The 23,205-nt window shown below is 64.6% G+C and carries 22 protein-coding genes and 1 pseudogene; 13 read left to right on the top strand and 10 right to left on the bottom strand.

The annotated features are described in order from the left end of the window. Positions 1-23: 23 nt before the first annotated feature. Positions 24-1,040 (top strand): TerC family protein, encoded by a 1,017-nt coding sequence (locus MRBLWH13_RS12725; protein ID WP_341933429.1) that lies wholly within the window; start codon positions 24-26, stop codon positions 1,038-1,040. A gap of 187 nt (positions 1,041-1,227) precedes the next feature. On the opposite strand, the gene MRBLWH13_RS12720 is transcribed toward MRBLWH13_RS12725, so the two are convergent. Then, the gene (locus MRBLWH13_RS12720) at positions 1,228-2,127 is read right to left on the bottom strand and encodes an N-acyl homoserine lactonase family protein (protein WP_341933430.1); all 900 of its coding nucleotides are present in this window, start codon (positions 2,125-2,127) and stop codon (positions 1,228-1,230) included. Between the two features lie 186 nt (positions 2,128-2,313). Here MRBLWH13_RS12720 and MRBLWH13_RS12715 point away from each other — a divergent pair, with 186 nt between their 5' ends. Both MRBLWH13_RS12715 and MRBLWH13_RS12710 read left to right on the top strand, forming a co-directional pair. Beyond that, positions 2,314-2,700: a RidA family protein gene (locus tag MRBLWH13_RS12715; protein ID WP_341955358.1), complete on the top strand. Its 387-nt coding sequence runs from the start codon at positions 2,314-2,316 to the stop codon at positions 2,698-2,700. A gap of 422 nt (positions 2,701-3,122) precedes the next feature. After that, positions 3,123-4,337 (top strand): acyl-CoA dehydrogenase family protein, encoded by a 1,215-nt coding sequence (locus MRBLWH13_RS12710; RefSeq protein WP_341955357.1) that lies wholly within the window; start codon positions 3,123-3,125, stop codon positions 4,335-4,337. A 173-nt stretch (positions 4,338-4,510) separates the two neighbouring features. Here MRBLWH13_RS12710 and MRBLWH13_RS12705 read toward each other — a convergent pair whose 3' ends face one another. The 3 genes from MRBLWH13_RS12705 to MRBLWH13_RS12695 are packed head-to-tail and all read right to left on the bottom strand — an operon-like array spanning position 4,511 to position 9,395. After that, positions 4,511-5,893, bottom strand: coding sequence for an aldehyde dehydrogenase family protein (locus MRBLWH13_RS12705; RefSeq protein ID WP_341955356.1), 1,383 nt, complete (start codon positions 5,891-5,893; stop codon positions 4,511-4,513). Between the two features lie 20 nt (positions 5,894-5,913). Then, positions 5,914-7,215, bottom strand: coding sequence for a dihydrolipoamide acetyltransferase family protein (locus MRBLWH13_RS12700; RefSeq protein WP_341955355.1), 1,302 nt, complete (start codon positions 7,213-7,215; stop codon positions 5,914-5,916). Between the two features lie 2 nt (positions 7,216-7,217). Then, on the bottom strand, positions 7,218-9,395 hold the full coding sequence (locus MRBLWH13_RS12695) for a thiamine pyrophosphate-dependent enzyme (protein ID WP_341955354.1): 2,178 nt from the start codon (positions 9,393-9,395) through the stop codon (positions 7,218-7,220). Positions 9,396-9,550: 155 nt separating this feature from the next. On the opposite strand from MRBLWH13_RS12695, the gene MRBLWH13_RS12690 reads away from it, so the two are divergent. From MRBLWH13_RS12690 to MRBLWH13_RS12655, 8 genes are all read left to right on the top strand, one after another. Then, complete coding sequence (locus tag MRBLWH13_RS12690) at positions 9,551-10,093, top strand: VOC family protein (RefSeq protein ID WP_341955353.1); 543 nt, start codon at positions 9,551-9,553, stop codon at positions 10,091-10,093. A gap of 7 nt (positions 10,094-10,100) precedes the next feature. Continuing rightward, the gene (locus tag MRBLWH13_RS12685) at positions 10,101-10,769 is read left to right on the top strand and encodes a GntR family transcriptional regulator (RefSeq protein ID WP_341955352.1); all 669 of its coding nucleotides are present in this window, start codon (positions 10,101-10,103) and stop codon (positions 10,767-10,769) included. Between the two features lie 155 nt (positions 10,770-10,924). Next, complete coding sequence (locus tag MRBLWH13_RS12680; protein ID WP_341955351.1) at positions 10,925-12,127, top strand: acyl-CoA dehydrogenase family protein; 1,203 nt, start codon at positions 10,925-10,927, stop codon at positions 12,125-12,127. Between the two features lie 55 nt (positions 12,128-12,182). Further along, positions 12,183-12,746 (top strand): flavin reductase family protein, encoded by a 564-nt coding sequence (locus tag MRBLWH13_RS12675; RefSeq protein WP_341955350.1) that lies wholly within the window; start codon positions 12,183-12,185, stop codon positions 12,744-12,746. Positions 12,747-12,785: 39 nt separating this feature from the next. Beyond that, a complete protein-coding gene (locus MRBLWH13_RS12670; RefSeq protein ID WP_341933440.1) occupies positions 12,786-13,175 on the top strand; it encodes a RidA family protein in 390 nt (129 codons plus the stop codon). Positions 13,176-13,441: 266 nt separating this feature from the next. Then, on the top strand, positions 13,442-14,698 hold the full coding sequence (locus MRBLWH13_RS12665) for a Xaa-Pro peptidase family protein (RefSeq protein WP_341955349.1): 1,257 nt from the start codon (positions 13,442-13,444) through the stop codon (positions 14,696-14,698). Positions 14,699-14,966: 268 nt separating this feature from the next. Further along, on the top strand, positions 14,967-15,896 hold the full coding sequence (locus tag MRBLWH13_RS12660) for a LacI family DNA-binding transcriptional regulator (protein ID WP_341955348.1): 930 nt from the start codon (positions 14,967-14,969) through the stop codon (positions 15,894-15,896). 39 nt (positions 15,897-15,935) lie between these two features. Beyond that, complete coding sequence (locus MRBLWH13_RS12655; RefSeq protein ID WP_341955347.1) at positions 15,936-16,802, top strand: NAD(P)-dependent oxidoreductase; 867 nt, start codon at positions 15,936-15,938, stop codon at positions 16,800-16,802. Between the two features lie 364 nt (positions 16,803-17,166). On the opposite strand, the gene MRBLWH13_RS12650 is transcribed toward MRBLWH13_RS12655, so the two are convergent. Continuing rightward, positions 17,167-17,790 (bottom strand): NADPH-dependent F420 reductase, encoded by a 624-nt coding sequence (locus tag MRBLWH13_RS12650; RefSeq protein WP_341933444.1) that lies wholly within the window; start codon positions 17,788-17,790, stop codon positions 17,167-17,169. Between the two features lie 91 nt (positions 17,791-17,881). Here MRBLWH13_RS12650 and MRBLWH13_RS12645 point away from each other — a divergent pair, with 91 nt between their 5' ends. Both MRBLWH13_RS12645 and MRBLWH13_RS12640 read left to right on the top strand, forming a co-directional pair. Continuing rightward, positions 17,882-18,385 (top strand): MarR family transcriptional regulator, encoded by a 504-nt coding sequence (locus MRBLWH13_RS12645; protein ID WP_341955346.1) that lies wholly within the window; start codon positions 17,882-17,884, stop codon positions 18,383-18,385. Positions 18,386-18,533: 148 nt separating this feature from the next. Then, a pseudogene (locus MRBLWH13_RS12640) lies at positions 18,534-18,913 on the top strand (pyruvate carboxylase); the annotation flags it as partial. Between the two features lie 453 nt (positions 18,914-19,366). Here the strand turns inward: MRBLWH13_RS12640 and MRBLWH13_RS12635 are convergent. From MRBLWH13_RS12635 to MRBLWH13_RS12615, 5 genes are all read right to left on the bottom strand, one after another. Continuing rightward, positions 19,367-20,173, bottom strand: coding sequence for a hypothetical protein (locus tag MRBLWH13_RS12635; RefSeq protein WP_341955345.1), 807 nt, complete (start codon positions 20,171-20,173; stop codon positions 19,367-19,369). A 65-nt stretch (positions 20,174-20,238) separates the two neighbouring features. Continuing rightward, positions 20,239-21,069, bottom strand: a complete 831-nt coding sequence (locus MRBLWH13_RS12630) for a hypothetical protein (RefSeq protein WP_341933447.1) — start codon at positions 21,067-21,069, stop codon at positions 20,239-20,241. A 114-nt stretch (positions 21,070-21,183) separates the two neighbouring features. After that, entirely contained in the window at positions 21,184-21,750 is a 567-nt protein-coding gene (locus MRBLWH13_RS12625; RefSeq protein WP_341933448.1) for a hypothetical protein, read from the bottom strand. Then, on the bottom strand, positions 21,743-22,354 hold the full coding sequence (locus tag MRBLWH13_RS12620) for a helix-turn-helix domain-containing protein (RefSeq protein ID WP_341933449.1): 612 nt from the start codon (positions 22,352-22,354) through the stop codon (positions 21,743-21,745). Before MRBLWH13_RS12620 ends, MRBLWH13_RS12625 begins: the two co-directional genes overlap by 8 nt. Then, positions 22,338-23,159: a hypothetical protein gene (locus MRBLWH13_RS12615; RefSeq protein ID WP_341936249.1), complete on the bottom strand. Its 822-nt coding sequence runs from the start codon at positions 23,157-23,159 to the stop codon at positions 22,338-22,340. The genes MRBLWH13_RS12620 and MRBLWH13_RS12615 overlap by 17 nt, the downstream gene beginning before the upstream one ends. Positions 23,160-23,205: the final 46 nt, after the last annotated feature.

Below are 23,205 nucleotides of genomic sequence, written 5' to 3'. Positions count from 1 at the left end.
GTGCCACCACAAGGAGCATTCCGATGCCTGAACTGCCCCCTCTCTTCGAGATTGGTTCGATGGTCGCGCTCGTCGCGATCCTCATCATCGACCTGCTCATCGTCGTTCGACGCCCGCACGTACCATCCATGAAGGAAGCCACGCTGTGGGTGAGCCTGTACGTCGGTCTTGCCCTCGTGTTCGCCCTGCTGATGCTCAACTTCGCGGGCGGTGAATGGGCAGGGCAGTTCCTCGCAGGATGGTTGACCGAGTACAGCCTGTCCATCGACAACCTGTTCGTGTTCGTCATCATCATGGCTCGCTTCTCCGTGCCGAAGAAGAATCAGCAGGAAGTGCTGATGATTGGCATCATCATCGCGCTGCTCCTGCGAGGCATCTTCATCCTCCTGGGCGCACAACTCATCGATAACTTCTCCTGGATCTTCTACATCTTCGGAGCGTGGCTCGTCTGGACCGCTATCCAGCAGTTGCGTGACCACGAAGATGACGACTTGGACAGCTTCATCGTCCGCGCGCTGCGCAAGCGCATCCGGATCACCGACACGTACAACGGCATCAAGCTGAAGGTGACCGAGAACGGCCACAAGCACTTCACACCGATGCTCATCGTCCTCATCGCCATCGGCACCACCGACCTCCTCTTCGCGCTCGACTCCATCCCCGCGATCTTCGGAATCACCCAGAGCCCGTTCATCGTCTTCACCGCCAACGTCTTCGCGCTCATGGGTCTGCGCCAGCTGTACTTCCTCCTCGGAGGTCTGCTCGAACGGCTCGAGTACCTCAAGTACGGCATCGCGTTCATCCTCGCCTTCATCGGCGTCAAGCTCGTCTTCCACGCCATGCACGTCAACGAGCTCCCGTTCCTCAACGGCGGCGAGCACATCGACTGGGCGCCCGAGATCAACACCTGGACGTCGCTCGGCGTCATCGTTGCAGCCATGGCAGTATCGACCGTGGCGAGCGTTATCAAGGCTCGACGTGACGCAGCCAAGCGCGGACACCGCCTCACTGACGAGGTCGCGAACTTCACGTCGGACTGAGGCGCGGTCGAGCCTGGCGAGCGTCGGGTGGATCGCATCGATGTCTCCGAGAAGTTCTTCCGGATACCTGATCCGAAACGTCGGATTGAAAGCGGCGTCGCGCGTTCCGAAACGCTCTCGACGCTGACGACGGAACCGCGCTTGCACTCGTTGTCGGGTGCAAGCGCGGTCTACCTCGTCTGTCGGATCAGGTCAGGAGGATGCCTGCGTCGGCGGGGGCGCGGGAGGCCTCGTTCTCGCGTGTGTTGACCTCGATGACGTAGTTGCCGCTGTCAGTGGTCCAGGACTTGTAGCGATTGACAATGTCGACATCATGGCCGGGGATGATGCGGCTGGTTTCCTCTTTGAGTTCTTCTTTGAGGGTCTTGTATAGCCGGATGAGGTTGAAGTCGTTACCTTGGCCGTAGCCGGGGGTCCACATCTTCTCGACGTTGGAGTACCAGTAGACGGTGTCTCCGGCGACGACGAAGGGGCCGCTCTGGGTCTCGACTTTGAACCACTGGGATCCGAAGGTGTGGGAGTCTCGTGCCAGGCGTGCGGTGACTCCGGGGAGGAGTTCCTCATCGCCGTTGACGAAGCGGATGCGGCCGTCCGCGATGCCTTTGGCTGCGCGAGTCAGATCGGTGGGGTCGAATGAGGAGAAGATCCATGCGCGGTCGGCGTCGCTCGGCATCTGATTCGCGAGGTTCACCGCTTCGGACCAGCCCACGTACTCGTCGAATTGCACATAGAGCTGCGCATTGGGGAATGCTTCGAAGTTGCCCATGTGGTCGAAGTGCATGTGAGAGACGAGGATGATGTCGATGTCCTCGGGGGTTAGGTCGACCTTGGCGAGGACCTCGGCGGGGCTCTCCCAGCTCTGGAACGGGTAGCGGTCGAGCCAGTAGTCATCGCGGAAGCCGCAGTCCACGAGGGCGACGTGCTGCTTGCCCCCGACCTCCCCGCCGATGAGGAGGGTGTACAGCATCGGGATGCGCACCGTCCCTGCGTTGCTGTAGAGGCCTGAACCTCCGAAGAAGTCATGGGGCATCGTGCCCTGGCAGAACTCAAGGGAGTAAATAGAGTAGTCGGTCTTGCGTTCGCTCATTCGTGGTGTCCTTCTCGGGTTCGGGCTTCGTGTGAGAGCTGTCGATGCTGCGCGCTTGTGCAGTTAACCCAGGTGTACCCACATCTACAAACGATTGCAATAGTCTTAATGAGACGGTAACGTCATCGAAGGGGCTGCAGCGTGAAGCCGCACTCTTGAGCGTTTCCGGCAGCACCGTCGTCCTGAGTGAGTGGAGAGAGCTTGCCTTCTGATCGGCTAATACGCATTCCTGCTCCGGTGGTCCCCGGGATCTCCGACAGTGTCCTGGACACGACCACCGGGCTCCTCTACGTGTCGGGGGTCTACGCGCCGCACCCAGGAAACGACGAGGAATCCATCAAACTGACCTTCGAAGCACTGAGAGAAGCTTTGCATCGAGGTGGTGCGACATTCGATGACCTCGTGAGGGTGAACGTCTACATCAAGCATCTCGACGAGGCCAAGCTGCAGGCGTACCGCCGAGTGCGCGATTCGATTCTCGATCCTGATCGACTTCCGGCAAGCACCGCTGTCGGAGTGCACTCACTGTACAACGGAGCCGTGATCGAGATTGACGCGATCGCCGCAGTCTGAGCTAGGTCTGGTCCCCTCCCGCACCCGGGTGAATCCTTGTGGTGGTGCCGCGGGAGCATCTTCGGGAGAACCCGATAGCGACTCCGAGGCGGGCTCCGATCGGCGACGTCGGCGCGGCTCTGGCCTGGTGGGGCACCGCCGGTGCAATGGACGTTGTATCGTGGCGCAACGTCGGTAGCATCGCCCAATCGGATGCTTTCCTCTGCGTGCCGGTGCAGGTCGACGTCCGGCAGCCCGGTGGTCCCGCTCGGCTCCTCGCTGTGCGTCCGCGAGCCTGAAGTTTTCAAAACTGAAACACAAAAGTCCTCGTCCGCCGTATAGCATCATCTTCAGAAGCAAACGATTGCAGTAACGTGCAGGCTTCAGGCCAGAGTCATCGAAGGAGAGCGACAGTGAGCAGTTCAGTTCAAGAAGCGCCAGTCATGGACGCCTTTTTCGGCGCCCCCGGCCCCGACTACGAGATTATCGCGAAGGCGCAGACACTGCAGCCTCTGATCCGCGAGTACGCCCAGCAGGGTGAGGAGAACCGTCGTGTCTCGGATGAGGTCATCACGGCGATGCGGGATGCAGGGCTTCTGCACATCTCGATCCCGAAGCGCTGGGGCGGTCTCGGCGGAAACTTCCGCACCTTCATCGACACCGTCGCGGCTGTCGGGCAGGCGGACGGAGCGACTGGTTGGGTTTCAGCGCTGCTGAACTCGTCCACGTGGTTCGCCACTCTTTTCCCCGAACAGGCTCAGGAAGACGTCTTCGGTTCGAACCCCCGCGCATCCGTCGCCGCAGTCCTCTCGCCCGGCGGCCCCTTCATGCAGGCGAACTCCACCAAGAAGGTCGAGCACGTCGAAGGCGGCATCCGCCTCACGGGTGAGTGGGGCTACTCCACCGGTTCGCTGCACGCGGACTGGTCGATCGTTCCGGTACGCACCAGCGAGGACGAGAACGGGCTCCCCGTGAACTCGCTCGTCCTGATCCCGCGGGCGGACTCGAACATCAGGGACACCTGGTACGTGGCGGGCATGCGCGCAACGGGCTCGAACACTGTCTTCGTCGAGGACATCTTCATCCCCGAGCACCGGATCGTGCCGATCGGCGACCTGGCAACCGAGCAGTACCCGCGGGAGTGGGCCGAGGAGGACAACTACAACGCCTCCTTCGTTCCCGTCGCGGAGATCGTGCTGAGCGCTGCGCAGATCGGCATGGCGCGCGGAGCCATCGAGATCGCCCGCGGCGTCGGTGAGAAGCCGATCACGTACTCCGTGTACCAGCACGCGAAGAACTCGGTCGTGCACCAGATCGAGCTGGCCAAGGCACAGTCCGAGGCCGACCAGGCGTACCTGCTCGTCACTCGCAGTGTCGCGACCATCGATTCCGCCGCCCGCGACCGTCGTCCGATGACGGTGGAGGAGCGTGCCAGGACTCGCATGGACAACGGCCAGGCGGCAGCGCTCGTGCGCAAGTCGATCAACCGCTGCCTCAGCATCGCCGGGGCTTTCAGCTTCGCCGAGATCAACCCTCTGCAGCGTTTCTGGCGCAACAGCGAGACGGCGAGCCGTCACGCTCTGGTGCACCCGGAGATCGGCGCCGAGGTCTACGGCAAGTTCCTCTTCGGCATCGAGGACAACGTCCAGCCCTTCTGATCGTCAGGGGAAGGCCCTCGGGGCGGTGACGGAGACGTCGACCGCCGCGAGGGCCCTTCTCGTGTCGCCGAGATGCTTCGTCCGGGACACGCAAGACGGCCCCGTGGATTTCTCCACGGGGCCGTCTTGCGGCGTGGGCGCTCGCTGGTGAGCTCCTTACGCCGCGTGGTGGGTCAAGCGACCCAGACGGTCTTGAGATTGCAGAACTCCCGGATACCCTCGGCGGACAGCTCGCGGCCGTACCCGGAGCGCTTGATGCCTCCGAAGGGCAGCTCGGGATAGGAGATCGTCATGCCGTTGACGAAGACGGCGCCGGACTCGATCGTCTTGATGGCGTGGTCGATCTCCGCTTCGTCCGAACTCCAGAACGCCGAACCCAGGCCGAAGTCCAGACTGTTGGCGATCGCCAGGGCGTCTTCGAGCGAAGCCGCCTCATACAGGCTCGCGACCGGTCCGAAGGCCTCCTCCTCGAACAGGCGCATCTCGGGGGTGATCCCCGCGATCACCGTCGGCGGGTAGAACCAGCCGTCGGCGCTGTCGTCGAAGGAGCCGCCCACGATGATGCTCGCGCCCTTCTTCCGGGCATCGTCGACGAGCTCGACGATGTCGTTGCGGCCCGAGGAAGTGGCCAGGGGGCCAATGTCCGTGCTCTCGTCCTGCGGGTCGCCGATCCGCAGCTGTGCCATCTTCTGGGCGAACTTCTCGGAGAACCCGGCGTATGCGTCGGTGTGCACGATGAAGCGCTTCGCGTTGATACAGGCCTGGCCGTTGTTGGTGGTGCGGGCCTTCACGGCCATCTCCGCGGCGGCATCGAGGTCGGCGGAGGGCATCACGATGAATGGGTCGGATCCGCCGAGTTCGAGCACGACCTTCTTCAACACGTCTCCCGCGATCGACGCGACCGAACGCCCTGCCGGCTCCGAACCGGTCAGGGTGACGGCGGACACGCGCGGGTCCCGTATCACGCCCTCAACCCGTCCGGCGCCGATGAGCAGGGTCGAGAAGGATCCTTCGGGGAACCCCGCCCGGGTGAAGAGGCGGCCGAGGTATACCGCGGCCTGCGGCACATTCGAGGCGTGCTTCAGGACGCCGGCGTTCCCCGCCATCAGAGCCGGTGCGGCGAAGCGGACGACCTGCCAGATGGGGTAGTTCCACGGCATGACAGCGAGGACGACGCCGAGCGGGTCGAAGCGCGTTCCGGCCCGGGTCGCCCCGACGGCGGAGGGGTCGTCGAGGGTGCGTCCGCTGAGGAAGGCTTCGGCATTCTCCGCGTAGTAGCGCATGGCGTAGACGGACTTCGTCACCTCCCCACGCGATTGTGCGATGGGCTTGCCCATCTCGTCGGTGATCATCGCCGCGACCTGCTCGAGGTCTGCTTCCAGTAGATCGGCGGCGGCGTTCATGAGTTCGGCTCGTCGTGCCCACCCTGCCGCTTTGAGCTGGGGCACGGCGGCGCTGGCGGCGGCCAGCTTCTGCTCGACGACATCGTCGCTGTCGTGCTCGAACGTCGCCAGCTCCTCCCCGGTGGTGGGGTTGACACTTCGCATGATTGCCATGGTTGTCTTCTTTCCTCAGATCAGATCAGGATGGTGAGAGGGTTCTCGATGCGTCGCTGGAAGGCGGCGAGCCACTGGGCCGCGACCGCCCCGTCGAGCACGCGATGGTCAGCCGAGAGGGTCACGGTCATGACCTTCCCGGTCGCGAGCGCCCCGTCCGCGTCGATCACCGGCACCGACCGCGCGGCCCCGACCGCGAGGATTCCCGCCTGCGGCGGGTTGAGGATGGCGGTGAACTGCGACGTGCCGTACATCCCGAGGTTGGAGACGGAGAAGCTGCCTCCTTCAAGCTCGTGCTGCTTGAGCCGCCCTGCGCGTGCGCGCTCGGCCATCTCGGCGATGGTCGCGCTCACCTCCGTCAGGGACATGCGTTCGATGCCGCGCAGGACCGGGGTCGTCAGGCCGCCTTCCGTGGCGACCGCGACCGACACATCAGCGGACGAGAACTGGCGGATGCTGTCGCCGTTCCACGTCGCGTTCGCCTGCGTGACCTCCATGAGAGCCGCACCGACGGCCTTCACCACGAAGTCGTTGACGGAGATCTTGCGGCTCGCCGTCTCATTCACCGTCGCACGCAGGGCCATCAACGCGTCCACGCGGCAGTCGGCCACGAGGTAGAAGTGCGGCACCGTGGACTTGCTCTCGGTGAGGCGGCGGGCGATCGCCTTGCGCATCCGATCGAGGGGGATATCCTCGTAAGCCGCTCCACTGCTCGGCGCTGCCGCTACGGGGTTCGCGTCGGAGAGTTCCTGTGCTGGAGCGGCGGAGGGAGCCGCCGTCAGCTGTGCAAGATGAGCCTCGAAGTCGCGACGCACGATCCGGCCGTGCGGGCCGGTTCCCCGCACATCGCTCAACGCCACGCCGTGCTGAGCGGCGAGCCGGCGAACGATGGGGGTTGCGAAGAGCCGGCGTGTCTCGAGCTCGTCGCTCCGCTCCTCGGCGAGCGCGCTCGTCTTATCCGACGATGCCGTCGATGCAACCGTCGGGACGGCGCTCGCCGGTTCCGGCTCTGATGGCGGGGGCGATGCCGGCGCCCCCAGCCCGATCGCGGCGAGCGCGGTGTCGATGTCCTTCTCGGTGTCGCCGGGGGCGAGCATCACGAAGATCGGATCGCCCACCGCGACGCTGTCGCCCTGGGGCACGAGGAGTCGTCCGACCACTCCGGCGACTTCCGAGAGCATCTCCACGCTCGCCTTGTCGGTCTCGATCTCGGCGATCGGCTGATTCTGTGCGATGGTCTCGCCCGCGGCGACGAGCCACGCCTGAACGGCCGCTTCCTCGGCGCCGGCGAGGATCGCGGGCATACGGATGATTTCCACCATGATCAGGATCCGAATCCGGCGCGGACGGCTTCGAGCCCCGCGACCACTTCTTCCGTGCGGGCGATGGCTGCCCGCTCCAACACGCGAGAGATGCTGGGCGATGCCTCTTCGCCGGTGACGCGGGCGATCGGCTGATCGAGCCAGTCGAAGAACCGCCGCTGGATCTCGTCGGCCAGCCATGCGCCGTAGGACGTGCCCTGCGAACCCTGTTCGACGATCAGCACGGCATTCGTCTTGCGGATGCTCTCACCGATCGTGTCCCAGTCGATGGATGCCCGGTCGAGCCAACGCAGGTCGATGAGTTCGGCATCGATCCCGGTCTGCTCGATGGCCTCCTTGGAGTGGGCGACCATGGACAGGTAGGTGAGGACCGTGACGTCGGAGCCTTCGCGAAGCACCGCGGCCGAGCCTGGCTCGATGATGTAGTCGAGATCGCCCTCCGGGATCTCGTCGGCGGTGCCGTAGAGGTCGACGTGCTCGATCACGAGCACGGGGTCCTGCAGTGCGAGAGCCGCATTCATCAGACCGACGTAGTCCCTCGCGTTCGAGGGGGCGACGATGCGCCAGCCGGGGCTGGTCGCGAAGATGCCCGCGGGGTCCATCAGGTGCTGCGACCCGTAGCCGGACCCCATCGCGACCTTGGTGCGCAGCACCAGGGGTACATCATTGTCCCCGCCGAACATGTGACGCGCCTTACCGATCTGGTTGAAGACCTGGTCGGCGGCCACCCACATGAAGTCGGGGTACATGAACTCGACGACCGGGCGGAAGCGACCGTCCAGGGCGAGGCCACCGGCGAGGCCGACGAACGCGTTCTCGCTGATCGGGGTGCCCAGGATGCGCTCCTCGCCGTACTTCTTCGGCAGCCCCTTGGTGGCGCCGTTGGTGCCTCCGTTGAGGCGGTGCACGTCCTCGCCCATCACGACGATGCGCGGGTCCGTCTCCATGCGGCGGTCCATCACCTGGGAGACGGCGTCGATGAACTTCACCGGGCGTAGGGGAGTGGACTCGTCGAGCGCGGGGAGACCCTGCAACTCGGTGCCGTCGCCGCGGACGCCCACGTTGACGAAGCTCGTCTCCGGCCACAGCTCCGGTCGGATGCGGCGCTTTCCGGGACGGTCCGGGTCCGGCTCGAGAAGCTGAGCGGTGGCCTCGGTCATCGCGGCCTGAACACGCTCGCGAAGGGCTGTGACACCGGCATCGTCGATGAGTCCACGGCGGATCATGTGCCGGGCAACGAGGTCCAGAGGGTCACGGGCAAGCCAGTGCGCCTCCTCTTCCTTTGTGCGATACCCGAAAGCACTGCCGGGGTACGCGCCGTTCTGGTGGAAGAACCGGTAGACCTCGGCCTCGATGACGGTCGGACCTTCGCCCGAGCGCATCCGCTCGGATGCCTCAAGAGTTGCCAGGTGCACCGCGAGCGGGTCCATGCCGTCGACGCGCCACGAGGGAATGCCGAAGCCCTGGCCGCGGACAGAGAACCGGGGGTCCGCGGTGATCTCGTCCGCGCGGGTCGACACGGCATACAGGTTGTTCTCGACGAAGAAGCAGACGGGCAGCTTCCATGCGGCAGCGAGGTTCATCGACTCCAGGACGGAACCGATCTGTGCGGCTCCGTCACCGAAGTAGTTGATGGAGAGATCCGTCGTGCCCGAGTGCTTCTGCGCCCAGGCATTGCCGGTGGCCATCGGTGCGCCACCGCCGACGATCGCGTTGGTGCCGAGTGCGCCGGCTTCGAACCACTGCAGGTGCATCGACCCGCCGCGGCCGCGGCAGTACCCCTGTGCGAGGCCGAGGATCTCGGCGAGTGTGCGCTGGAGGACGGTCTGGATGGCATCGTTCACCGGCTCGGCGGGATCGATCGTGCCGGCACTGACGTGAGTGAGGGCCTTGGCGAGGAACTGATGGTGCCCGCGGTGAGAGCCGTTGACGCCGTCCGTCGAGCGCAGCCCGACGATCGAGCCGACGGCGCCGCCTTCCTGTCCGATGCTCGAGTGCGCGGGGCCATGGACGAGACCCTCGCCGGCGATCTCGAGGACGGTCTCCTCGAAGGCGCGGATCAGATGCAGCTCACTCAGCATGGTCCCCAGAAGTGCGGGATCGGCTGCATTCCAATCCGCGTCGGTGGTGGTCAGCTGGAACCAGTCGACGCCGGTCTGGAGTCGCTTCATCTTCGGCATCTTCGCCCATTCCTCTCGCGCGATCACCTAGACCGCTGAGTCGACGGTAGCGGAGTATCGGATACAATACAAACGATTGCATAAGTGGATACTCCGTCGTAGACTCCGGATGTGGGTACGGTGTATCCAATTTTGCAGTGACAGAGGAGTCCACTATGGCTGAGGCCGTGCGTCGGGGTATCCCCGGCATCCGCGGGACCGATCACATCGGATTCACCGTCCCGGATCTGGAAGAAGCCGAGCGCTTCCTTGTCGACATCCTCGGTTGCGACCGCGTCTACACCCTCGGGTCGAAGCAGTCCGACGATGACTGGATGCACACCCATCTGGGAGTGCATCCGCGCACCGTCATCAGCGAGATCCGCTTCTTCCGCCTGGGCAACGGGGCCAACTTCGAGGTGTTCCTGTACGAGGCTGCCGATGGTCAGGCCCCCCACCCGCGCAACAGTGACCTCGGCGGATATCACATCGCGTTCTACGTCGATGAGCTCGACGAGGCGGTGCGCTACCTGAAGGACAACGGCGTCGACGTCATGGGTTCGCCGACATCCAGCGCCCAGGCCGCGGAAGGCCAGCGCTGGGTCTACTTCACCAGCCCGTGGGGTCTGCAGTTCGAGCTCGTGAGCTTCCCTGAAGGCAAGGCATACGAACAGTCATCCGACCGGCTGCTCTGGCACCCGGCCCACCCCGAACGATGAGCCCCGCATGTCGATAGCGAACAGCACTCTCATTCATGGCGCGACCGGCGCTCGCATCGCGGCGACGTTGCGCGATGCCATCCTGCTGGGCGAGTACGCGCCGGGCGAGCGTATCCGTCAGGGCCAACTCGCCGATCAGCTCGGCGCCAGTCGGCTGCCCGTCCGCGAGGCGTTGCGGATGCTGGAGGCAGAGGGCCTCGTGACGATCGTCGCGAACACCGGGGCCTGGGTGTCGAGGCTCACGGTGTCGGACTGTGAAGAGATGTATCGCATGAGGGAGAGCCTGGAGCCGCTGCTTCTGGGCTTGAACGTCCCCCTCCTCCCGGACTCGGTGATCGACAGCATGGATGCCCTCGCTGATGCGATGGCGAGCACGTCGGATGTCGAGCGCTTCCTGCTCCTGGACCGCGAGTTCCATCACTCGAGCCTGCAGGCGGTGCAGACCACCGTGCTCGGCGAGACGGTCTTCCGGCTGTGGAATCGGACACAGCACTATCGGCGGACCGCGACACGTCTCTTCTATCGTGAGGGCGACGATGCGGTCCACCACGACCATCATCTGCTCGTCACGGCTCTTCGTCGGCGAGATGTCGAAGAGGCTGAGCAGGTGCTCCGACGGCACATCCGCCGCAGTCGATTGGAACTTGCTCGACACCCGGAGGTCTTCGATGCATAGCGCGCAGAAGGCGGCATCCCAACGCGAGCGACGCCGCCGACCACCCATGACCGCGAAACATCACCGCAACAATCTCGGCTTACCATCAGGCGATAGCAATCGTTTGCACTCCGCCATTCGCTCCAAACGATCAACCGCCCCGAGGAGGAACACCCATGTCTGACACACTTGTTCGACCATCGACCGCCGACATCGTCGACCAGGTTACGAGGCTCCGCCCGGAGCTCGCGGAAGGCGGGCGTGAAGGAGATCTCTCTCGACGCGTTCCGGAGCGTGTCTTCGAAGCCGTGCGCGCCACGGGTGCCTTCAATGTGTCTGCACCGGAGAAGTTCGGCGGGCTCGCAGCCAGTACCCGCGACGTGCAGGCTGTGACCAGCGCGATCGGCGCAGGCGACGGCAGTCTCGCCTGGATGGCCGGCATCTACAACACCGGCGCGTGGGTGCTGAGCCTCATGAGCGATCAGGCACAGGAAGACGTCTGGGGTGAGCGCGGGAAGGTGGGCGCCCTCGTCTCCATCGTGCTGGCCACCACGTCGGAAGCCGTCGCCGTCGACGGGGGATTCCGTATCACCGGTCGATGGACGTACGGCACGGGTAGCCGCGAGGCGGATTGGTCGCTCCTCGGTGTGCCACTCAAGAACGGTGCGGGCGAGATCGTCGACGCCGGTGTCGCGTTGATCCCGCGCGAGGACCTCACGTTCGAAGATGACTGGTTCGTCGCCGGAATGAAGTCGACCGCGAGCGTGACTCAGCTCGCGACCGATGTCTTCGTGCCGAGTCATCGCATCTTCCGGTTGACTGCCGCGATCGAGGGCGAGTACATCAGCAGCAACCACGGGACCTCGTACCGGACGATGTTCGTGCCCTCTCTCTTCATGAACCTGGTGGGGCCACACCTCGGAATGGGACGCGCGGCATTGGACTTCGTCGTAGCGGCGGCGGAAACGAAGTCGATCGCCTTCACGGGGTATGACCGTCAGGCGGATTCCACGATCTTCCAGTACACGCTCGCGAAGGCCGCCGTGCAGCTTGCCGCGGCCGAAGCGCTGGCAGAACAGGTCGCCGACGAGATCTACCGCACGGCAGAGCGGGGAGACTATGCGCCGTATGCCGACCGGATCGCCCTGCGCGCGAAGGTGGGCTGGGTCATCGATACGATCACTCAGCTCATCAGCGACCTCGTGACGGCGCACGGTTCCGCAGGGTTCGCCGATTCGTCGGTTCTTCAGCGGATCTGGCGCGACCAGGCAGCGGCGGCCCGACACGGGCACACCCTCTCTGCGAGCGGCTACGAGGCTCTGGGCAGGGTCATGGTGGGCCGTGAAGGCGATGCCCGTTTCGTCTTGCCCGTCGTATGAGTCCCCATCTGTACCCGACTTCGAAACCAACCAAGTGAACGGTATGAAAATGACCATGACTGAGACGCCTTCCGCCATCTCCGCCGACGACTTCCGCTTCGCCTTCCGGTCGCATCCGGCCGGCGTCGCGATCGTCACCGCCGACGCCGGCGACGGGCCGGTCGCGATGACCGTCAGCTCTGTCGCGTCCGTGTCCATCGATCCGCCGACTCTCGTGTTTTCCGCGTCGGCCCTCTCGTCGAGCACGCCGACGATCCTCAAAGCTGAGACGGTCGTCGTGCACATGCTCGCCGCGGATCAGGTCGCGCTGGCCAAGCTGGGGGCGCAGCGCGGTGTCGACCGATTCAGCCCAGACGTCGAGTGGGGGCGGCTCCCCACCGGTGAGCCGTACTATCCGGGGGCGCACTGGCTGCGCGGCCGGGTCGTGCAGCGTGTGGATGCGAACGGCTCGACCCTGATCCTCGTCGAGGCGATCGAGTCCAAGAAGCATGGCGACGATGTCGACAAGGAGCCCGTGCCGCTCGTTTATCACAATCGCCGGTGGCACACACTCTCGGATCGATCCTCGCTTCCTGCGTCCTCCGTCCCGTTCTGCGTCGTCTACGGACGCGACGAGTAAAGCCCGTCAGGCCATCCGCAATATAAAGGAGCAATGAATATGACCAACGAACGCATCTCCCGCATCCCGGCGCCCGTGGTTCCCGGTATCTCGGACAGCACTCGCGTCACCGCGGGCGAGCTGGTCTTCATCTCGGGCCAGGTCGGCTTCGAAGAGGACGGGTCCGTTCCCACCGACTTCGTCCGTGCCATCGAGCTCACGTACGGCGAGTTCGAGCGCGCTCTGAACGCCGCCGGCGTGACGTACGACGACCTGGTTCGCGTGAACGTGTACATCACGGAGCTGGACCAGGAGAAGCTCTACACCTGGCGCGAGACGCGCAACCGTATCATCAACACAACGACGCCGTCCGCGAGCACCGTCATCGGTGTCCACTCGCTCTACAACGGTGCCACGATCGAGATCGACGGCATCGCCGCGGTGCGCTGACGGCCGACAGGGTGGGCTTCCTCGCTCCATGAGCAAGGAAGCCCACCCTGCGGCTCGCTGTCTGCGCTCCACGCGTCACAGCATTGTCCAGCCCACCTCGTTCGGCGGTCGGGTGGCGAGTCGGACGCCAGATGGCTTCCCCGTGATCTCCGTGAGGAAGCGGTGGCGATCCCCCCTCCGGAATCGGCTTCCACACATGAATGCAATCGTTTGAATTTGCGGTAACGTCAATTACGACAACCGTCCCGACAGAGAGGCCGCCACTGATGGCCGAAGCCGCCAACACTCCCCGACCGCTCCTGACGCCCGGGCAGATGGGTGTCGACTACGAGATGCGGGTCGACTTCTCCCGCCTGCGGGATTACCGCCTCCAGCGCGCGCAAGCGGCCCTGGAAGCGAGCGAATGCGGGGCGTTCCTGTTGTTCGACTTCTACAACATCCGCTACACCACGTCGTCCTGGGTGGGCGGCGCTCTGGGCGACAAGATGATCCGGTACGCCCTGCTCACACGAGGTGGCGAGCCGCACCTGTGGGACTTCGGTTCCGCGGTGAAGCACCACCAGCTCTATTCGCCGTGGTTGAAGCAGGATCACAACCACCCCGGTTTCCTCGGCTTCCGAGGCGCGGTAGCTCCCACGGCGGGTCTCATGGTCGACGCGGTGACCGAGATCAAGGGCATCTTGAAGGACATGGGTCTGCACAATGCACCCGTCGGGATCGACATCGTCGAGCCTCCCTTCCTGTTCGAGATGCAGCGCCAGGGTCTCACGGTGGTCGATGCCCAGCAGCACATGCTCGATGCTCGCGAGATCAAGAGCTCCGACGAGATCATGTTGCTGAACCAGGCGGCGGCGATGGTCGACGGTGTGTACACCGACATCGTCGAGGCGCTGAAACCTGGCGTGCGCGAGAGCGACATCGTCGCCATGGCCGCGAAGAAGCTCTACGAGTACGGGTCTGACCAGGTGGAAGCGATCAACGCGATCTCCGGCGAGCGATGCAACCCGCACCCGCACAACTTCACCGATCGGATCATCCGTCCGGGAGACCAGGCGTTCTTCGACATCATCCACTCGTTCAACGGCTATCGCACGTGCTACTACCGCACGTTCAGCGTGGGCCGCGCCACGGGCGCGCAGAAGAGCGCCTACTCCCGCGCGAGGGAGTGGATGGACAACGCCATCGCCGCCATCAAGCCGGGCGTGGGCTCGGACGAGATCGCGTCCTTGTTCCCCACGGCGGAGTCCCTCGGTTTCGATGACGAGTTGTCGGCCTTCGGGCTGCAGTTCTGCCACGGCCTCGGGCTCGGACTCCACGAACGACCGGTCATCTCGAGACTGAACAGCTACCGCGAACCCGTCGAGATCAAGACCGGAATGGTGTTCGCGGTCGAGACCTACTGCCCTGCGAGCGACGGTTACTCTGCCGCGCGCATCGAAGAAGAGGTCGTCGTCACGGAGGACGGCCCGGTGATCCTCACGAAGTACCCTGCCGAAGAACTCATGGTCGCCAACCCGTACTGAGCGAGGGAAAACATCTCACGAGAGCGTGGGTCAGAGTGACGGCGTCGATCGTGCGGACCGAGACCCCAGGGGATCGGTCCGCATGACGCGGAGCGCGGACTCCCTGCGCCGGGGACGAATCAACGGGCGTTACAGTGCGAAGATGGCCGAATCTCGAGTACCGAATCTGAAGGACGTCGCCCGTGAGGCCGGCGTCCATGTCGCCACTGCGTCGCGAGCACTGAGCGATGACCAGTCCCACCTCGTGAGCGATGCGACCAAGGCGAGGGTGGTCGCCATCGCCGAGGGGCTCGGCTACCGCACCAACGCGGTCGCACAGAGTCTTCGCCGGGGAAGGACGGGCACCATCGGTGTCGTCGTCGCCGACTTGGCCAACTCCTTCGTGGTCTCCCTGCTGCGGGGGATCGAGCACGAAGCCCGCACTGGCACATACACGCCGCTCGTCGCCGAAACCCACGATGACCCGGCGATACTCCGCAGCGTCGTGACACGGCTGCTGCGCAATCAGGTGGACTGCATCATCCTGAGCGCCGCGCAGGTCGACGATGAGGACTTCGTCGCAGACCTCGAGCGGCGTGTTCCGGTGGTGCTGGCGGTGCGAGGATTCAGTTCCTCGGCGCAGTCCGGCATCGAACGACGCCATCTCGAAGTGTTGCCTGATGACTTCGTCGGTGCCAGGGTGGCGGTCGACCATCTCCTGTCCCTGGGCCACCGGCGCATCGCCCAGATTCCCGGTACGTTCCAGATCTCTTCGTTCGTCGAGCGCGCGCGGGGGTTCGAGGAGGCTCTCCGTGAGCATCCAGAAGCTGCGGACGTGTCGACCGGTGCCCACGCGCCGGACAGCAACGTCGAGGAAGGGCGACGTCAGGCCGAGATGCTTCTTCGGCAGCCGCCCGATAGGCGGCCGACGGCGATCTTCGCGCACAACGACCTGATGGCGATCGGCGCCATCGATGCGATTCGAGCCGCTAGATTGCGTTGTCCTGAGGACATCTCGGTGGTCGGCTACAACGACGCGCCGCTCGTCGACCATCTCAACCCGCCGCTCACGACGGTGCGTATGCCCGGTTTCGAGCTGGGGCGTCGCAGTGCGCGCATCGCATTCGATCTCCTAGAAGGAGTGCGGCCGACCGAAGTCCGTCAGACGCTTGACCCCGAGTTCATCGAGCGCGGCTCGACGACCGCATACTCACCCTGAGCTTGTTCTCTCTCCCCTCACCACCGAACGGAGTTTCTCGTGACCACTGTTGGTTTCCTCGGCCTCGGCACCATGGGTGCAGGCATGGCTCACCGGCTCATCGATGCCGGGCATGACGTGCTCGTGTGGAACCGCTCGAGCGGTCCACTGGAGCCACTCGTCGCCGCCGGGGCTCGCGCGGCGGAGACACCAGCCGAGGCCCTTCGCGCCGGGGTCGCGATCTCCATGCTCGCGAACGATGCGGCCGCCAACGCGGTCTTCACGGATGAGTCGCTCCGCGCTGCGGCCGGCTCGGTGCACGTGAACATGTCGACGCTGAGCCTTGACACCGTGCGCAAGCTGGTCGAGCGGCACAATGCGGCCGGGGTCGACTACGTCGCGGCCCCCGTGTTGGGACGTCCGCACCTGGCGGCCAGCGGCGGTCTGAACATCGTCGCCGCCGGCCCCGAGGCGGCCCTGGATCGCGCCGAGGAGTTCCTGAGCGTTCTCGGCAAGCGCACCTGGCGCCTGGGAGATCAGCCCGAGCGTGCGAATCTGGTCAAGATCGGCGTCAACTACAACCTGATCCACACGCTACAGGCTCTGGCGGAGTCCGTTAATCTGATCGAGCGGGGAGGTGTCGACGGGCCCACCTTCGTCGAGATTCTGACGGATGCCGCCTACACCGGAAGTGCTTACACGGGATACGGAAAGATGATCGCGGAGCGCGGTTACAAGCCCGTGGGGTTCTCCGCGGAGCTAGGGCTCAAAGACCTGATGCTGGCTCGAGCCGCCGCAGGAGAATATCGAGCAGCATTGCCGACCGCACCGGTGCTCACCGAGATCTTTGAACAGACCTTGCGCGATGAGGAGCTGGCTTCTCTCGACTGGTCGGCCATGGCAGAGATCACGCGCCGCCAGTCCTGAGCGGGATTGTCGAATCCAGGCCCGCCATCGGCGGCTGGCACGTTCTCGCTCAGTGCAGTGACTTTCGCCGAGTGACAATGACCTATCGCTCGACGCGCTTAGCCAAGGGCGAATGCCCGCTCGTAGGTTGACGTCCGAGCGCCTGGGTGGTCGTGATCTCGACGAGTGCGAGGGTGCGAACGCGTCCATCGACGTGTTACGTCGATACGCGGCACCGTCTCGACGGGCGCAACGCGATGCCGATCGTGTAATCCAGAAGACCGCCTTGCCCGCAGCTGATTATTGAGCGGGTGTCGTATCTCTAACGGCGGACGGCGGACGGCGGGCGAGCTGTGACGCAAGGCTGCGCCCGCCGGTCACAGCGTCAGGATCGGACCGCGAAACCTCCGGTCCATGCGATCTCTTCGCGGACAGCAAGGACGAGCTGGAGGAAGCCGACGGCTTCCAATTCGCGTGCGCGCTTGAGCGAACCGGCGTCGGTGACGGAGACGCCGCCCGACGAGATGAGTTCGGTGAGATAAGTCTTGGCCTGCTCGTCGTCCCCGGCGATGATGACGGTGGTGGGGACGCCTCCGACTTCGCCACTGCCGAGGGTGGCGGCGAAGTTGGTGTTAAAGGCCTTGATGACCTTCGCGTGGGGGAGTGCGCTCTGGAGTTGCGCGGCGGCGGAGGAATCGGCGGGGACGGTGAGTGCGTCAAAGCTGTCGAAGTCGACGGGGTTGGTGACGTCGACGACGATCTTGCCGTTCAGCTGCTCCCCGTAGGCCGTGATGACGTCTTCGAGCGCGGGGTAGGGAAGGGCGAGCACGACGATGTCGCCGGCAAGGGTCTCTCCGAACGCGGTGGCAGTGCCGTCGAACTGGGCTGCGAGAGTGTTTGCCTTGGCGGCGTCGCGTGCGATGACCTGCACGGATGCGCCGCCCTTCGCTGCGATGCTGGCGATGGCCGACCCCATGTTTCCCGTTCCGATGACGGAGATGCTTGCCATGTTCTTTCCTCCTGATCAGTTTCAGTTGCATATACAACTATCAAGGTGAACCTGGTTGCAGGTGCATCTATTCCCGTAGGCTGACGAAATCATGACTTACACGGTGCCGCGGATGACGGAGGAGCAGTCGCGCGCCTGGCTTGCGCTGGTCTGGATGGCGGAGCTCCTTCCTGCAGTGCTTGATGCGCAGCTGCAGTCCAACGCGGATTTGACCCACTTCGAGTTCATGGTCCTCGGCACCCTGAGGCAGGCCTCGAAGAGCGCTCTTCGGACGAAGGATCTCGCTGCGGCGGTGAATGCGACGCCTCCTCGTCTGTCACGCGTTCTGAGTAAGCTGGAGGCTCGAGGCCTCGTCGAACGCGCCGGGGGAACGACGGACGCTAGGGTCGTGAACGTTCGTCTCACCACGACGGGGCGGCGGGCGCTCGTCCGGGCGGTTCCTGACCACATCGCGCTCGCGAAGGAGCTTGTGATGGACCAGCTGTCGGAGGAGGATCTCGGCTCTCTCGCCCGCATCCTGGAACCCCTCGTTGACCGGCTCGACCCACACCGACGGGTCGGCTTCACCGCTGCCGGACGCGCCTCACTCGACTGAGGCGCGTCCGGCTGGGGCGCGTTTGACCGGGACTCTCATGTATCGGTTACCCCGTCAGGGCGCGGCTCGCCCGACCCAGCTGGCCGTCGCTGGCCGAAGCTGCGTAAGCAGGCGGGTGAGAATGAGGAGCGGTCGTCCCGGGTTCGGGGAGCCCAGAATGAAGTTGCCTGAACTCGACCCACTCACAGCCCGTAATTGCCGGGCACCGTGCGCGGCTACTCGAACTTGGACCGCGAGGCTTCGCGACCGCTCTGCGCGCAAGAGGCCTTGGGCGTCACGGAGACGACCTACTGTGACGCGCATCAGTCTCTATTCGCGACATGAGTTCGCACGAAAGACCTCGTCAGGATCGCACCGTACGGGGTCCGCGTCACACCGGAGTTGCTCGCTGTTGAGGCGTGGGGCGGTGCGACCTTTGATGTCGCGCTCCGCTTTCTCGGGGAGGGCCCGTGGGAGAGGCTCGCCGCGCTCCGAGAGACCGTGCCGAACCTACCGATACAGATGTTACTCCGCGGCCAGAACACCGTGGCTACGCGGTCGCTGAAGTAGGTATGGCGTAAACCGGAAAACCTGTGAACCCGCCCCCGAGCTGCGCAGCCCGCTCGCGAACGTACAACAAGCTGGCACAGGGGCTCGCAAGATGGCAAGAGTTGCGCCGGATAGTTGCGATGAGTGGTCTTATCGTCGGTAAACGGCCGGGCGGAGAACTGAGAAGGGGTTCGCGCCGATAATCTGGATAACTGTTGTTATCGTCGGCAATGGGCTAGACGTTGAAGTGAGATAGGGCCGAGCCGGTGTGCGGCGTTTGAGCTGTCGCCGAACGGGATCGCGGGGGTCTGGTCGTCGGTGAGCAGATCAGGCCCGGGGGCGGGCTCGCCGAATCGAAGGCGCCGAACTCAGCCTTGCCGAGGGTGGGGCACCGTCCTGAAGCGGGCCCGTCGCTCAACGCATGGACAGCCGGTCGTGAGTGATGTGCGAGCTCTAGGCGTGGAAAAGATCCCGGGCTTCGACCGCGATACGGTCCATCTCGGATCCCGGCACGGCGTCGACGCCCAGGGTGCGCCAGGCCTCGAGGGCGGCATCGAAGACGTCCCACGTCCGAGAGTCCGCGCTGCGAGGAGGTTCTTGGAATACCACCGAGACCGGCACGTCGGATTCGGCCGTGCGCTCCTCCTGACCGGCCGCGACGATCGCGCCGCTATCCCGCAGCCGCGTGACAACGAAGTTCCACGACTGCAGTTCCTGCTCCAGTGAATCGGTGTCCTTCACGTCGAACGCGAACGCATGCGACAGCTGATCGACGTGATCATCGACGACGGCGAAATCAAAACGACCGCGCTGCTTGCCGACCAGGGCTCGAGGTCGTCTCAGTAATGATTCTCCGAGCTCGAGGCTGCTCGTGCGCAGATACAGGTCGCTCAGGTGCTGGACGAGCCGGGTTCGAGTCTTCGAACGCGGGCTGATGTCGGGGGTAGCTACGAGAACGGAATAGAGGAAGCCTGCCGCGTCCTCTGCAGACACCGCTTCCACGGGCGCAGGGCTGCTGAGCTGAAGTGTGTTGTTGAAGCGGTGAGAGAGCAGCGAGAGCCACGCTCGGCTCACCGTTTGAGGTTCCAGCGATGCGAACAATGCAAGCGGGGGATGCTCGTAGTCGCGCACGGAGCGCTCGAGACTTTCGAGCCAGGGCCGGATCGCTTGCGCGTCGCCGCCGATACGACTGGCGCGACGAAGATTTGGTGCAGATCGAATAGCCCAGTCGCCACCGTCGCGCCCGACGATGACGGCCACGTTGACCCTCTCGCCTCGGGCGACGTCTGGCACATAGCGAACGAGCCAATAAAGGTATGGCTCGTTCATCGTGGATTTCCTGTCTGGGTAGCTGTGGGGAGCGAGGCGAGTCCTCGTACTCGCTGGGCGACTGCCGGTGCCCGTCGATACAGAAGCCACCCCATCGTTTCCAGGTCGCCGCTGGGGATACCCCATTCTACGGGCACCTGGGACATCACCCGCAGAAGCTCCTCTGGGGTGACTGCTTCGATGCGATCGGCGACCTCCAAGAGCCGCTGCTCGTTCAGGCCTGACGGTGGTTGCCGGAAGGATCCATCGATGCCCTCGAGACTGCGCAGGACCTCGGAGTCCCAGTCGCCCTCCCCAGTGGTGAACCACAACCCGTGATCGTACGACCAGACGGAGGACTGCGCGGCAGCCTCATACAACCATTGCTCGTCGTCGCCGAGACACCAGTCCCACAACGCGACGAGCGCCGCTTGCCTACGCGCGTTGTCGTCTCGCCGGGTGTAGCCGAGAGCATCGTCGTCGATGGCGCCACCAACGTGTCGGGACGCGTGCGCGGTCACGGCGTTCGGGACGGGCGGTCCGGGATACATGTCCCACGTCATCGATGCGGTGGTGATTGTGGCAAGAGCCCTCTTGCATACCGGAGCGCCGATGAGCGCGCCGACGCCCTCCACGATCACTTCATTCGCGAGAACGTAGTTTCCCTGGGGGTTGCCAGGCACTTTGAACCAGTACTGCAGACCATCGTCCGCGATGCCCAAGAACGCACCGGCGCCCGAGGATCTTGCGCGCTGAAGGGGCGCGCGGAGGATGATGCTCGCGACGGCGGGCTCGTACGCCTCAAGCTGCCCGGCCCAAAGGCCGGGATCGTCGAAGTGCCGGGACATGCCTTGAACCTATCGAACGCTCACGGCCAACCGACGCATTGTGCCGCGACCGGATAGAGTCCACGGCCGCGAAGCTCCGAACACAGGAATGCTGGACAGCCGTGACGTACTTGCTTACCCGCTGAATGAATCGTTCGCGCACGCCTCAGCCGCGTTGGCTACGTCCACGAACCGGCCCTCGCGGATTGCCGTGATGGGTGAGTCGTTTCCTAACCAGGGATTGCTGCCGACGAACCACGCTCTAGCGACGTCGTCGCCTTCAGCGGTGCTGATCTTCTGCCAGGCGTCGTAGGCGCATTCCAGCCGAAGCGAGGCGTAAGCACTCGGCAGCGGCCCATCCGGAGAGCCCCACCCTGTGGCGGTGCGGAGGTCCTTCGAGCCGGCGAGAGTGGACACGAGCGTCGGCCCTAGGACCGCCGTCAGGCGGCGGGCGAGAGCCCCAGTGGGCGCCGCGTCCGTCCAGCCAATGGCCTCCACGTGCCTTCGTTCGGTGTCGATGACCAGGTCCAGCGCTTCCCGCAGCTCGGTCCGAGCCTCCTCCGGGCTGAGCTCTCCCGTCAGAATGCGCTGAGCGCGGTCGAGATCGCGCGCGTTCAGCTGCTTACCCTCGAGTTGGTGGCCCTTGTCGATGGCAGCGAGTGCGCGCTTCGCCTCTTCGGGCGTCGATGATCGCTTATCCATTCTCTTCCGTGCCCTCCCGGATCAGGTTGACGATTTCCATCGGGTCTAAGCCGACAATCAGCCAGGTCCGCGGCGAAATCGGCTTGTCGGCGATCGTGAGCTCGGCACCTACCCCAGACATGAACAGCTGTGCTCGCTCGGGAGTCCAGTCCTCCGGGATAGCCCGCAAGATGTCGCGAATACCGGGGAGCACACCGAGCAGTTCATCGAACTGCCATGCGGGGTAGCGGCGTCGCTTTCCCACGGTGAAGAAGTAGAGCGCTCCTTGATGCGCGCGTCGCCGCACCTGTCGCACGCCGATCCCGAGGAAGGCGGCGGTCTCGTCGTCACTCAGAGAGTCGACAATTGCGTCGATTCGCGCTCTGAACTCAGGGCGGAGCCGGCGCCCCGGATCCTCCGGATCTGGCGGGGCGAGGACGTCCGCACCCCGGTCTGCGATGAACGCCGTCATAGTGGTCAACAGAGCGCTCACCAGCTTTCCGTCGCGCCCCTGCTGCGCAGCCGTCTCAATGAGCAGATTCAAGGACTCCGAAACTGTGTCAGCGTCGGCTTGAGTCCATGGCTCCGATCCCGCGCCCGCCGCGTGCTCAACGGCCGATGTCATAGGAGTACTTCTCGAGAATGCCGGCGACGACGTGTGGATTCATGCCCAGGTCGAGCCAGTCGCTGGGGGAGCGGTGCCGACCGTCGACTGCAAGTTCCATACGCGGGGCGGCCATGAAGTAGTGTTCTGCGGCCAACGGCCAGTGCTCCGGGATGGCGGGGGCGACGACCTCTATGCCGGCGACGACAGGCTTATCCGGCTGGGGTGAGAACTGCCAGGACGGATAGAGCGCTTGACCTTCGTGTGTGACCCGGCGGAGGTATCCCGCCTTTGTAAGGCGCCTCAACGCGGTCTCGGTGATGCGAAGTCGAGCCGCCGCGCCCTCCGGGGCGAGCGTCGCAGCCGCCACGGCGTCGCTCGGCCCGCGCCCAGATCGCGGGGGCTTTTTGCGAACCAGGTCTTGGATGCGGCGTTCCCGGATCGCGATCTCTCGGAACTGTGGCCCCGTGCGGAGGCTTCGGCTGACACCCTTGTCAAACTCGACGAACCCTCGCTGGCTCCACTTCGACAGAACGAAGTACCTGAAGCGGTGGACGGTTTGCAACCGCTCGGATGGCTCCCACCCGGCAAGAAGCGAAGGCGCTCCGTTTGTCTCGGGTAAAAGGTGCTCGAACACTTCGCGGAAGGTCGGCCCCTCAGAGTGTTTGCGATGATGGTGCATGACGAATAGCGAGGCTGCCAGGCCCCATTCGCGGCCGGAAGCTCCCTGGGTGAAGTCGTCGAATGCTGCGATCCATGCGGCCGGCGGGCAGCCTTTACCGCCCCACCAGGTGGCGGACTTGCGTTTTGATCGCGGATTGGGCATCGCCGCTATCGTCCTTTCGCTCTTACTCCGTCGTCCCGACAGCCTG

The organism is Microbacterium sp. LWH13-1.2, from assembly GCF_038397735.1.
In the GTDB taxonomy this organism is placed as follows: Bacteria; Actinomycetota; Actinomycetes; order Actinomycetales; family Microbacteriaceae; genus Microbacterium.
The sequence above is the reverse complement of the archived record's forward strand: the minus strand, read 5'-3'. Positions and strand labels throughout refer to the sequence as shown.